Origin of the sequence: Enterococcus sp. DIV0876 (genome assembly GCF_050529585.1) — a bacterium.
GTDB lineage: Bacteria > Bacillota > Bacilli > Lactobacillales > Enterococcaceae > Enterococcus_D.
This window is the reverse complement of sequence record NZ_CP172882.1, coordinates 2,244,174-2,255,625: the sequence shown is the minus strand read 5'-3', so window position 1 is coordinate 2,255,625 and position 11,452 is coordinate 2,244,174. Positions and strand designations below refer to the sequence as shown.

Here is an 11,452-nt window from a genome sequence, read left to right as displayed (position 1 = left end):
TCTGCATCCTTTGGAAACGGAGTTACGTTAGAGTATGTTCGCTACACGTTGCATTAACCAAGAAATGGAGGCCTGAGATGATTCAACGGTTGGCTCTATGGAACCATCTATTGTATGCATTAAAAATTGGTATTGGTAGTGGCGTATCAATCTATATAGCGGAAAGTTTGCAATTGGAATATGCTTCATCAGCGGGCATCATCACGTTACTAACTATTGCTTCCACAAGATCCGAGACTCTGCGTATAGGATTGCATCGTATAATCACATTTATTGGAACCGTGGTATTATGCGGGCTAATGAACTCAGTGATTAGTGCGGAGTGGATTGCTTATGGTATCGTTATGGTCGTTCTGACTTTTGCCTTGAGTTTACGTGATTTGCTCAAAACACTCTCGGGAAATGCAGTCGTGGTGAGTCATTTGTTGCGAGCGCCAGATCAAATAATTACAATCGAAAATCTAGTTAATGAGTTTTCATTATTGTTGATTGGGCTAGTGATTGCCATTGTCGTCAATCATTTTCAAAATTGTGAAAGTCAGAAGAAATACTTAGAAAAGGCAGTGGAGTCTACGGATCGAGAAATGCAGAAAATTTTTTATAAACTTTCTGCTTATTTGAAGGATCCCACACTTAACAATCAAGTTTGGGAAGACATCATTCAGCTGGAAAAAGACATCTTAGGATATACGGCGATTGCTTTTCAATACCAACAAAACCGTCTTCCACGAAAAGATCATTATTATGTGAATTATTTTGAAATGCGTCTGCAACAGAGCGGTGTGCTCCATAATCTCCATTATGAGATAAAAAATATACGAGTATTTCAAAGTGATTCACAAATTGTAGCTGAGTTTCTTGACTCGATGATTGACTATTTGTCTAAAATGAATTCTCCTCTAATCCAGCTGCATAAAGTAGCTGATTTGATTCTATATATTCAACAAAACAACTTACCTACGACTCGTGAGGAGTTTATTAGTAAAGTACGTCTTTACCATATAGTGATGAACATCGAAGAATTTTTGAAGTTTAAAGAACGTTTTGTGGCAACTTTAGACAAGTAAATCTGAAATAAGCGTTTTTGATAACTCAGATTTCACCTTTCACTTGAGTAATTAGATTGTAAGTAACTCATAAGCTTCATGGCATGTTGATATTTTGAATAATAAAAAATAATTCTGATAATAAATTAATCCGTTTGTGAGGCGTATAGACAGTTTTTGTCTGTATGCCTTTTTTATTTTAAAAAAATTTGTCTTTTTTCGAAAAATGCTCACTCCCAGATTGTAGTAATAATGGAAAGGGATAGATATGAAAACGAGTTGAATGATTTTTTTGAGGAGGAAAATGTTATGGGCGACTCTAAAGACACCCACATTCAACATATGTTTGACAGTTTTTGTAAGAAAGTAGTCCGCAATGAAGCATTCAATATTCAAAAGAAAGATGCGAGATTTCGCCAGCGTCAAATTTCAATGGAGACATTGGAACAAAAAAGTCTAGGTACAGAATTCTATTATTCTGACACGAGGCTGAATGGTAATGGGAAGTTTCCTGTCTTAGGAATCGAAATTTTAATAGGCAATGAAGTATTGGCAAATGCAATTGAACAATTGGCTAGTGTTAGACAAGAGATCATCTTAATGTCGTTTTTCATCGGTCTCAATGATCGTGAAATTAGTGAAATAGTCGGAAAAAGTCTTGGAAGTGTTTGGTATCAACGTCAGGAAGCCTTAGAAGATCTGAACAGGATATTAGGTGACAGTTATGAAGAAAACTAAACGATATATACCGTCCATACCAGTAGAAACGATTAAAGCTGCAAGCTCCGGCGATTCAATCGCAATGACCATTGTCCTGTCAAAATATCAAAACTATATTTCAAGAGTAGCTATGAAGCCTGTTTATGAAGAAGAAAAGGGCATGGTTATGTATGTGGATGAATATATGCGTAGACAACTGGAAACGAAATTGATTGAAAAGATACTTGAATTTGATACAACTCGTTAACGTATTTTTTCCCTTTCCTTTTCATTCTATGCAAGTTTTTTATAAGTTTTGAATAGAAGACTTTCGTAGGCTGAAAAAGCCAAATGCTCTTTGAAAACTGAATAGTATATCTATCAGTACGTGTAGTTTACGAGTTTTTGGTTAGTTTCGCCATGATAAGAGACTTCTTTGAGCGACAGTTTTTGAAATAGACTCGTGACTACGATAATGATACTTCCGTAACCAAATTGGCCCGCCATTACTGGGGGGAGGTGAGATTCCTATGTGCTTTGGCAGAGCAGCTGATAGATGAAAAACTACTATTTTTAAGACTTGATTTTTCTTATCTACGTCATTGCTTTATGATACCTAATTTTTGTTTAGAAATACTGGGGAAGATTTTTTACGATAGAGAAGAGGTGAAGCAATTGGAATATCCTACTAATCAAAGTGTTCTTGAAACTGATTTTTATCCGTACTTGCAAAAGAAACTAGAAGAATACACAGATAGGCTACTTGCTATGGCGCAACTACCACTAGTACTTACTAATACTGATTTGAAACGTCTTTTTCAAATCAGTGATAGTACGTTAAATCGCTTGGTCAAACTTGGCGATTTTCCGACTTGTTGGTATGGAATTCGAGGACACTACCTGCGAGACGATGTTTTAGAATGGATGAGGAAGAGTGATGCAGATGGCTTTCGTGAACAAATGCGACTACTTCGATCTTTATAGGTTACATCTTTTTATTAAGATGCGGTACAATGGAAGCATAGATAGAAAGATTTCCAAAGATTTTTCGTTTGTTGGGTTCCTTCGAAATAGGAGGAATCAATAAATGAAAACAAAAGATCGTTTTAAAAAACAAATTAGTTCTACTGGCAGAGTCACTTGGTATTTTCAAGCATTTCGAACAACAAGACGTGGTTTCAATTCAAAACGGGAAGCACAACTTGCTTATCTGGAAATGGAAAAGGATCAACGAAACAAGAAAAGGATTGTTGCAAGTAATGACAAGTTTAGCGTTGTAGGTGAAAAATGGTTTCAATATTACCGGTCCTTAAACGAACAAAAAGAATCGACCTATAATAAGCGAGCAGAACAACTGACCATCATCAATCGTTGGATTGGAAATAAACGACTCTGTGATTTATCACCAGACGAACTACAAGAGTTGGTTTTCAACTTGAAGGAACGAGGTCTCAACGGTACAGATGTGGGCTATGCTAAAAATAGTCTGCAATCTCTGATCCAAGTCCTAAACATGGTCTTCAAATACTGTCTCAAAAAGCAGTTAGTAAGTGAAAATCCAATGAAGACAGTCAGAATACCTAAGTATCAAGTAACCGTTCGGGATTTAAAGGAAGCTGTCAACAATGTGGAAGATAAGTTTTTGACGGTAGATGAGTTGAGAACGTTCTTGAACTATGGCATTGTCCATGAAGAATTACCTATGTCGGTTCTCTTTCATGTTCTATTCTATACAGGCTGCCGTGTTAGTGAGGCACTTGCTTTACAACCAGAAGATATTGATTTTCAAAGAAATGAAATTCTCTTCTATAAGCAGACAGCGGTTAAAGGAAAGAGTAAGGATTTTCGTATTGAAACTACTAAGACAGTTAGTTCTGCTAGACGAGTGCCGGTAACACCATTGGCGATGGAAAAACTAAAGCAACTGATTCGTGCTTTAGCAGAGATGAGAGGGCATCATCGCTTTATTGTGGATGAGACTTATTTATTTGTTTATCTCGATGCTAGTAAACGTGGGGTGCCTTATCGCAGGGAATATGTAAATGATCACGTTAAACGGTGTGTGGAGCGGTCAGGGATTGGAAAGTCATTCCATACTCACTTAGCTCGCCACACAATGGCTAGTCTAGTAGCCGAGTATTGTAGTTGGGATGTCTTGAAGGATCGATTAGGTCACACGGACAAAACAACTTCAAAAATTTACCGTCATTTGACTAATAATGAAAAGGTAAAACCATTACTTGCATTTCGTTCTTTGGAAGACTAAAATACGGTGAAAACGCTGGTATTATAGGATTCTTAAAGAGCCAATTTTTCATAAACTAGTCAAAGTGTAGTCAGAGGGAATAAAAATCGTTATATAGCAATGCTTTAGCGACTTTTCACAAGTATCAAAGAAATTCGTCGTTAATCGTTTATTATCAGATGAAGCAAAAGCCCTTGATTCCAAGGGCTTTTTTCTTTTTGGTCAGAAGGATGTTTTAGAATCTTCCTCTAGTAATCAAGCAACGAGTACCGTAGTTGACATCATTTCCGTCTAGCCTCGTGAATAAATACTTTTCCAAAAGCAAACATGGTAAAATAATGAGCGGGAACAAAAAACTGTTTAATTTTATTAAAAATGTAAGGGGTGCCAAATGAACTTAGAAGAAATCAAACAACGGATGCATAATGGATCGATTTATTATGAAAACACTGAGATAGGCAAAGAACAAAAGAAATACAATGAACTCCTCTACGATTTTAACCAAGTCCGACCATCAGATGAGGTCGCCAAACAAAATATTTTGGCAAAATTATTAGGCGCGCTAGGTGAAAATGTTTATATCGAAGCACCGCTGCGTGCGAATTGGGGTGCCAACACGTACATCGGAAATAATGTCTATGCGAATTTCAATCTGACATTAGTAGACGATACCAAAATCGAGATCGGTGACGATGTAATGATCGGACCAAATGTGACGATTGCTGCAGGGACACATCCGTTAGACCCAGCTTTGCGTTTGAAAAAAGCCCAATATAATCTGCCGGTTGTCATCAAAGAAAATGTCTGGATCGGTGCTGGTTCTATTATCTTACCTGGTGTGACGATCGGGAAAAATGCAGTGATTGGTGCAGGGAGTATCGTAACCAAAGATATCCCAGCCAATTGCGTGGCAGTTGGGTCCCCTTGTGTGGTAACCAAACAGCTCTAATCGTCAAGTGCATCTCTTTGAGGCAATCCTGCAGCAGGTGGTATAATGAAACCGCACACAAAAATGGTGCGGAGAGGAAGATAAATGATGCAGCAAAAAATGGTCTTTGTCAATTTACCGGTCACTGATGTCAAACGTGCAACAGCTTTTTATGAAGCGTTGGGTTTTGTGAAAAACGATGAGTTTTCGAACGAAACAAGTAGTGGTATGATGTGGAGCGATTCGATTTGGGTCATGCTTTTGTCACATGATTTTTATCGCCAATTTTTGAATGGCAGAGAGATCGCGGATACACAAAGAACGAGTGGTGCATTAACGGCATTTAGTTTTGATACACCTGAAGCTGCGAAACAATTTGCTGAAACAGCTAAAGCCAATGGCGGAGATTATTTTCAAGTAGATATGGGGATACCAGAAGATTTAATGGTCGGGTATGAAGTCATTGATTTAGATGGAAATCAGATTGAATCTTCTTGGATGAAAGGATACTAAGAAAAATCGGCAGACATTGATCCGTATCTGTCTATGAAACGAGCAAAAGGGGAAGGGGCTATGTGCAGCAAAACGCTGCCCCCTTTTGTCTAATTTTCATAAGAGATGTAAGATACCGGTATCAAGTAAGAGGAGTGGAAATAATGAAATATTCAACCAAATATAGTGATGCCATTCATATCCTTGCTTATATCCACCTGTTCAAAGGAACCGATCTCTCAAGTGACCGGATTGCTCAAAGTGTCGCAACCAATCCAGCTTATGTGCGCCGGATCATGAGTGATCTAAAGGGAACAGGTCTGATCGATAGCCAACGAGGGAGGCCAAATCCCACACTGACGAGGAAACCAAAGGATATATCCTTGCTTGATATTTATGACAGTGTTGAAAAAGATCAGCATCTGCTGCATACGGACAAGAAAACTAATCCGAACTGCTTGATTGGCGGCAACATCCAAACCGTTCTTGAGGGTACATACGTTTTATTGCAACAAAAAATAGCAGCAGAAATGGCGACGATTTCGCTGCAATCGATTATCGAGGGGATTCAAGCACGATCAACAACCTAAGTTCATCTGTGGTGCAAACCAGATTTTTGTTGTGATAAAAGGCTATATACGTAGTCAATTTTTTGACAGTATAAAAAGTTTCTCCTATAATTTAGCTGTAATAAATAAAGTAACAACTATAAATGAAAAGATATGAGAGGATGAATCATATGAGGATTGGCATTATTGGTGCAACAGGAAATGCAGGCGCTGCTATTTTTAAGGAAGCACAACAACGTGGCCATGAGGTGGTGGCGATCGTCAGAAATGCAGCTAAAGCCAAAACGCAACTGGGCGAGTACATCTCGGTCATTGAAAAAGACGCGTTTTCATTGGTTTTAACAGATCTGCAAGACTTTGACGTGATCGTCGATGCATTTGCAACAAGTCCAGATCAAGCCTATTTGCATGTTGACTTGGCAACGAAATTAGTGGCTTTCTTCCGTGAGAAGAAAACAAGACTGTTTTTCATTTTAGGTGCGGCTAGCTTGTTGAATGAACAAGACGAACGTAACCTCAATAAATTGAAAAAAATCCCCGGCAGTGAAAGCTGGATCGCAATCCCCGAAAATCAAGCGGATGAGTATATCTTTTTGCAAACAGTCAAAAATGTTGATTGGGTAGGTGTTTCACCAGGAAATGTTTTCCAAGAAGGTGAGGCAGTGCCAGCAATTTTAGGCAAAGATCATTTATTGTTCAATGATCAACAGAAATCTATCACCTCAAGCGGCACACTAGCCAAAGCCATTGTTGACGAGATTGAAGCGCAACAACACCACAATACGCGTTTCACAGTGATTGATGGGTGAAAGAACAATAGTCAAGCGCTTCAGTGAACAAATCGATTGAATTTCTTGATTTTTTTACAAGACAAATCACTTGTGAATGCTTATAATCAGAAGCAGAGGTGATTGGATGGATAAAAAAGTCGAGATGTATGAATTAATGTTGCTTCAATTGAAGGGGCTTTTGGAAGCAGAAAGCAATTGGATCGCCAACTTAGCCAATTCTTCTGCTCTATTAAATGAAACCTTAGCAGATACTGTATTTGCAGGCTATTATTTATATGAAGAAGGGGAACTGATTTTAGGTCCTTTCCAAGGTCGTGTATCATGTACGCGGATCAAACTTGGCAAAGGTGTATGTGGGGAATCTGCCGAAAAAAAACAGACTTTGATCGTAGAAAACGTCAAAGAACATGAAAATTATATTTCTTGTGATTCTGCTGCGATGTCAGAAATCGTTGTGCCGTTGGTAGCCCAAGGTCAATTACTAGGTGTCTTAGATTTAGACAGCAGCAAAATTGGCAGCTACGATGCAATTGATCAACGGTTTTTAGAAGAGTTTGCGACCCTTTTGATTGAAAGTAAAAAATAAAGATTATAATGATTTAAAAAGCGCTACCCTTTGATGGGAGTGCTTTTTTTGTATTTATTAGCAATTTCCGAGGCTTATCTCTTTGCTAAATTAGAATTCAATGATATTATGATAATATAATTAGAAATATGAATTTTTAAGGAGAGACGAATGAACGCAGAAACAGTTGTTTTAGGAAAAGCTTATGAGTGCAAACCAGTTGGGATTCAACGCCGCATTATTGGAGAAGTTATCAGTAAAATGGAAAAGTGTGTGGTATTGAATGTGATTCGTTATGATGGGGTCGATCACGAGGACATCGAAGAGCGCTGTGGACGGGTCGTAGCTAAATACGATGAAATATATGGACCAGCATTAGTAGATTGTTTCTTTAGTTGATTCTGCGGCCATTGTGTAAACAGGAACCAATGGCCATATATAAGAAAAGAATAGTCTAGCAAAAAGATGATCAGTAAATGATCATCTTTTTTTGAAGCATTCTTCGCTTTGTATAGATGCCAAGAATGATATAATGCATTTGACATACTAAGGAAGGTGAAATGATATGCAGATAAAGGAAGCAGTATATGATAAGCAGCATCTATTGATCGTGTTGCCTGATGAAGGTGGGCAATTAGAAATCGTGGAAAATCCGCCATCACCCAAAAAGAATAGTGTCGTATTCTTGATAAAAAACAATCAAGTCATCGCTGTTATGGATGATCGGACTTACGATACATCCACAACAGCAGAACGCTTTATCATTCTGACACCGACTTGGGACATGATGACAGAATATTTGGTACAGTATTATCGACAGAAATATATGCTTCAAAATCTGGAAGAGACGATGATTCCCAGTGAACAAGTGAAGAATGTTGAAGCGTGCGCTTTTTTATTTGACCCGTTACTTGATTGGATGGGATATGGGCCTCACGTGAAAGCAGCAACTGAAAAAAAAGCACCAAAAGCTGGGAAGCCGCAGCATAAATGGTCTAAAGAATTATCAAATCATCCTTTTTATGTTGATTATCAAGGAAGTAAAGCGACTGTTTATTGGCAAAAAAGAAATCAAGTGCGCATTGAAAAAGGGGCGATCCTCAGTCAAGAGATCCCTTTGAACAAAGATGGATCGATTGGCTTTTCCGCGCGCTTATCTGAAAAAATTCGGCAGGATAACCAATCAGCGATCAGCGGCAATCGAACGATTGAAGATGTTATCTTGAAAAGTGTGAATGAAATGGGTATGTTTCTCTATTATGGGAATACCAATGGCTGGTTGGTGTTGAAGGATGATGAAGGACTGACCTTGAATGAGTTGACGGTGTAATGGTTCTTTTTGATATATCGATAAAAACGATGACTATTCCTATGATATGCAAGGAATAGTCATCGCTTTTTTTCTCTTATTCATGGATCAAGGAAAATTCATGGCTGGTTTTAGATAAGACGATGCTTGGCTTTGCATGGCCCTCTTTTTCTGCGCGATGCGCTTCGCGGTGCTTTTGTAGATGCTCCGGACGTTTTAACCATGCTTGAAAATCTTTTTTCTCTTGCCACTTGGACACGAGTTGGAATGTCACACTTTTTTTCGTTTCTGACAACCAGGCTTCAGTAGATAAGCAGCCGCTATAGCCTTTCATGGAGGTCACATCTTTCATAATTTTCTCAAGAAAGACATCTTTTCCTTCTGGAACCACTTCAAATGCCACAGTTCTGATATACATTGCACTTCCTCCTTAAGGGAAAATAAGTAAAAAGAACGATTTGCCTTATTATATGTGAGAATGAGAATCAAAGTCAATTAAAAAAAAGAAGAACCATTCACGCTAAAATAGCCGAAATACCGGTTCACCTTTGTAATAGGGTCGGTTTTTTTCTTGAAGTTTCTTGAAGTATAAAAAAAAGTACGTATAATAGTTATACGTACAAACAATTGCGAAGCGTATTTGAGAAAATGGATACTTGGGGAAGTCTTTCGTTTTCTCGTGCACAGTACGCTTCGTTTTTTTAGTGTAACATTCTGCTTTCTAAATAGATATCTTTTTCTTCGATAATCTAAAAGATTTATTTTTTTGTCATCATTTTTATACAATGAGATTTTTATAGGTTAGGCAATTGACCATGTGAGGTAAAACCATCAAATATTCTATCGGAATCATTACACAAATAGCTAAGGTCGAAATGGGTCTTTAGCTGTTTTTTATGTTGCCTTTATGTTACTGTATTCACCTTACATCTTGGTGTAAGCACTTTCTTTTTTTAGTGGTATTGTATTGACAGCTATGAGAAGAAAAGGGTACACTTTTTCTAACACTCGGAATAGTTTGAATTATCTGAATGTTAAAAAGGAGGAGACAGATGGTGAAAAGATTGAAAGGAACCATGTTGGTTTTAACAAGTAGTCTATTTCTAGCAGCATGTCAAAACGGATCAGAAAAGAGTGATCAAACAGCCTCAAGCACCACCAGTGCAAATCAAGAAATCACTGTACAATTCTCAGCAGAAATGGGTAGTGCAGATATTTCTTTAGCAACAGATTCATACAGTTTTATTACACTGAATAATGCTTATGAAGGATTATATCGTTTGGATGAAAATAACGAACCCGTGATAGCAGGGGCAAGTGATGATGCCGAGGTGAGTGAGGATGGTTTGACCTATACCATCAATCTGAGGGAAGATGCCAAGTGGTCCAATGGTGATCCAGTGACCGCCGCAGATTATGTCTTTAGTTGGCAACGAACTGTTGATCCAGAGACTGGATCCAATTATGCTTATATGTTAGCGCCGGTCAAAAATGCTGCTGCCGTCTCTGATGGTTCTGCAGATAAAAGTGAATTAGGGATAAAAGCTGATGGGGATTACACAGTGACGATCACTTTAGAAAAGCCCACACCTTATTTCCTCTCATTATTGGCTTTTCCAACATTTTTCCCGCAAAATGAAGCAGCTGTTACCTCTTTTGGGGATCAATATGCCTTAACAAGCGAAAATGCTGTTTACAATGGACCGTTCACATTAACGGAATATGATGGACCAGGAACCGATATCCAATGGTCATTAACCAAAAACGAACAGTATTGGGATGCAGATAATGTCCAATTAACGAAAGTCAAGTTTGATGTTGTCAAAGATTCTTCAACGGCGTTCAACTTATATGAAAGTGGTCAAGCTGATGATATTACCCTTAGTGGGGAGTTGGCGATGCAAAATGTCAATCATGATGATTATATTGTACAGCCAAGTGCAGCCACACAATATTTGGAAATGAACCAAGCCAACGAAGATTCTCCTTTTAGAAATGAAAACTTGCGACAAGCCATTTCCTATAGCATTGATCGACAGCAGCTTGTGGATAATATTTTAGGCAATGGATCACTTGCAGCAGTTGGTTTTGTGCCTTCTGATTTGGCATATAACCCTGAGACGAAAGATGATTTTATTGATGATGCGCAAACGACATTGGCCTTTGACGAAAATCAAGCCAAAGAGTATTGGGAAAAAGCCAAATCCGAATTAGGTATCGATAGTCTATCATTTGAACTATTGACATCAGATACCGATCAATCCAAAAAGTTAGCCGAATATATACAAGGAACCTTGCAACAAACGCTGGATGGATTGACAGTAGAAGTGACGAATGTGCCATTCTCGGTTCGTTTGGATCGTTCTAACAGTGGTGATTTTGAAATGGTGATGAACAATTGGATTGGAGATTATGCAGATCCTATCAATTTCTTGGAGCTTTTCAAAAAGGACAGCTCTTATAACCGTGGCAAGTGGCTGAATGATGACTATCATGCGTTGATTGAACAAGCATCTAATGAACATGCCAATGACGCAACAGCCCGTTGGAAAGATATGGTGGATGCTGAAAAAATCCTCAATGAAAATTTAGGTGTGATTCCACTCTTCCAAAGTGCTGAAGCACATTTGCGCTCACCAAACATTCAAGGGCTGGTTGTCCACAGCGTAGGGGCAGCTTACGACTATAAACATGTGACAGTAACCGAATAAGAACAATCCATCAAACAGAGGGCTATACTCATTCAGGAGATATCATTCCTTTGGGTGAGTAGCGCCCCTTTTTGCGGAATCGGTCGCGATCAGTAAG

The 11,452-nt window shown here is 38.4% G+C and carries 14 protein-coding genes; 13 read left to right on the top strand and 1 reads right to left on the bottom strand.

Translation table 11 applies throughout. The features are described 5' to 3' along the window. Positions 1-77: 77 nt before the first annotated feature. From IGI41_RS10685 to IGI41_RS10630, 12 genes are all read left to right on the top strand, one after another. Positions 78-1,067 (top strand): aromatic acid exporter family protein, encoded by a 990-nt coding sequence (locus IGI41_RS10685; RefSeq protein WP_033787928.1) that lies wholly within the window; start codon positions 78-80, stop codon positions 1,065-1,067. Between the two features lie 288 nt (positions 1,068-1,355). After that, positions 1,356-1,784 carry an RNA polymerase sigma factor gene (locus IGI41_RS10680; protein ID WP_033787925.1) on the top strand — a complete coding sequence of 143 codons (429 nt, stop codon included), beginning with the start codon at positions 1,356-1,358 and terminating at the stop codon, positions 1,782-1,784. Further along, positions 1,771-2,013, top strand: a complete 243-nt coding sequence (locus IGI41_RS10675) for a helix-turn-helix domain-containing protein (RefSeq protein ID WP_010740251.1) — start codon at positions 1,771-1,773, stop codon at positions 2,011-2,013. Before IGI41_RS10680 ends, IGI41_RS10675 begins: the two co-directional genes overlap by 14 nt. Positions 2,014-2,354: 341 nt before the next feature. Beyond that, the gene (locus IGI41_RS10670; protein WP_425268456.1) at positions 2,355-2,729 is read left to right on the top strand and encodes a helix-turn-helix domain-containing protein; all 375 of its coding nucleotides are present in this window, start codon (positions 2,355-2,357) and stop codon (positions 2,727-2,729) included. A gap of 103 nt (positions 2,730-2,832) precedes the next feature. Then, a complete protein-coding gene (locus IGI41_RS10665; protein ID WP_430609770.1) occupies positions 2,833-4,011 on the top strand; it encodes a tyrosine-type recombinase/integrase in 1,179 nt (392 codons plus the stop codon). A gap of 370 nt (positions 4,012-4,381) precedes the next feature. After that, on the top strand, positions 4,382-4,939 hold the full coding sequence (locus tag IGI41_RS10660) for a sugar O-acetyltransferase (protein WP_430609769.1): 558 nt from the start codon (positions 4,382-4,384) through the stop codon (positions 4,937-4,939). Between the two features lie 87 nt (positions 4,940-5,026). Further along, positions 5,027-5,431: a VOC family protein gene (locus IGI41_RS10655; RefSeq protein WP_430612816.1), complete on the top strand. Its 405-nt coding sequence runs from the start codon at positions 5,027-5,029 to the stop codon at positions 5,429-5,431. Positions 5,432-5,574: 143 nt separating this feature from the next. Then, a complete protein-coding gene (locus IGI41_RS10650; RefSeq protein WP_430609768.1) occupies positions 5,575-6,000 on the top strand; it encodes an Rrf2 family transcriptional regulator in 426 nt (141 codons plus the stop codon). A 149-nt stretch (positions 6,001-6,149) separates the two neighbouring features. Then, on the top strand, positions 6,150-6,788 hold the full coding sequence (locus IGI41_RS10645; protein WP_430609767.1) for an NAD(P)-dependent oxidoreductase: 639 nt from the start codon (positions 6,150-6,152) through the stop codon (positions 6,786-6,788). 106 nt (positions 6,789-6,894) lie between these two features. Next, positions 6,895-7,356, top strand: coding sequence for a GAF domain-containing protein (locus IGI41_RS10640; RefSeq protein ID WP_430609766.1), 462 nt, complete (start codon positions 6,895-6,897; stop codon positions 7,354-7,356). A gap of 150 nt (positions 7,357-7,506) precedes the next feature. Beyond that, positions 7,507-7,734 carry a hypothetical protein gene (locus IGI41_RS10635; RefSeq protein ID WP_430609765.1) on the top strand — a complete coding sequence of 76 codons (228 nt, stop codon included), beginning with the start codon at positions 7,507-7,509 and terminating at the stop codon, positions 7,732-7,734. A gap of 166 nt (positions 7,735-7,900) precedes the next feature. Next, on the top strand, positions 7,901-8,665 hold the full coding sequence (locus IGI41_RS10630) for a hypothetical protein (protein ID WP_430609764.1): 765 nt from the start codon (positions 7,901-7,903) through the stop codon (positions 8,663-8,665). A 76-nt stretch (positions 8,666-8,741) separates the two neighbouring features. Here IGI41_RS10630 and IGI41_RS10625 read toward each other — a convergent pair whose 3' ends face one another. After that, a complete protein-coding gene (locus IGI41_RS10625) occupies positions 8,742-9,062 on the bottom strand; it encodes an antibiotic biosynthesis monooxygenase family protein (RefSeq protein ID WP_430609763.1) in 321 nt (106 codons plus the stop codon). A gap of 658 nt (positions 9,063-9,720) precedes the next feature. On the opposite strand from IGI41_RS10625, the gene IGI41_RS10620 reads away from it, so the two are divergent. After that, the gene (locus IGI41_RS10620) at positions 9,721-11,355 is read left to right on the top strand and encodes a peptide ABC transporter substrate-binding protein (protein ID WP_430612814.1); all 1,635 of its coding nucleotides are present in this window, start codon (positions 9,721-9,723) and stop codon (positions 11,353-11,355) included. The last annotated feature ends 97 nt before the right edge of the window (positions 11,356-11,452 follow it).

Excerpts from the sequence above, each read along its gene's own strand:
- IGI41_RS10665 (WP_430609770.1), top strand. The coding sequence starts at position 2,833 with ATGAAAACAAAAGATCGTTTTAAAAAACAAATTAGTTCTACTGGCAGA.
- IGI41_RS10650 (WP_430609768.1), top strand. The coding sequence starts at position 5,575 with ATGAAATATTCAACCAAATATAGTGATGCCATTCATATCCTTGCTTAT.
- IGI41_RS10625 (WP_430609763.1), bottom strand. The coding sequence starts at position 9,062 with ATGTATATCAGAACTGTGGCATTTGAAGTGGTTCCAGAAGGAAAAGAT.
- IGI41_RS10670 (WP_425268456.1), top strand. The coding sequence starts at position 2,355 with ATGATACCTAATTTTTGTTTAGAAATACTGGGGAAGATTTTTTACGAT.
- IGI41_RS10635 (WP_430609765.1), top strand. The coding sequence starts at position 7,507 with ATGAACGCAGAAACAGTTGTTTTAGGAAAAGCTTATGAGTGCAAACCA.
- IGI41_RS10630 (WP_430609764.1), top strand. The coding sequence starts at position 7,901 with ATGCAGATAAAGGAAGCAGTATATGATAAGCAGCATCTATTGATCGTG.
- IGI41_RS10675 (WP_010740251.1), top strand. The coding sequence starts at position 1,771 with ATGAAGAAAACTAAACGATATATACCGTCCATACCAGTAGAAACGATT.
- IGI41_RS10655 (WP_430612816.1), top strand. The coding sequence starts at position 5,027 with ATGCAGCAAAAAATGGTCTTTGTCAATTTACCGGTCACTGATGTCAAA.
- IGI41_RS10620 (WP_430612814.1), top strand. The coding sequence starts at position 9,721 with ATGTTGGTTTTAACAAGTAGTCTATTTCTAGCAGCATGTCAAAACGGA.
- IGI41_RS10680 (WP_033787925.1), top strand. The coding sequence starts at position 1,356 with ATGGGCGACTCTAAAGACACCCACATTCAACATATGTTTGACAGTTTT.
- IGI41_RS10640 (WP_430609766.1), top strand. The coding sequence starts at position 6,895 with ATGGATAAAAAAGTCGAGATGTATGAATTAATGTTGCTTCAATTGAAG.
- IGI41_RS10645 (WP_430609767.1), top strand. The coding sequence starts at position 6,150 with ATGAGGATTGGCATTATTGGTGCAACAGGAAATGCAGGCGCTGCTATT.
- IGI41_RS10660 (WP_430609769.1), top strand. The coding sequence starts at position 4,382 with ATGAACTTAGAAGAAATCAAACAACGGATGCATAATGGATCGATTTAT.
- IGI41_RS10685 (WP_033787928.1), top strand. The coding sequence starts at position 78 with ATGATTCAACGGTTGGCTCTATGGAACCATCTATTGTATGCATTAAAA.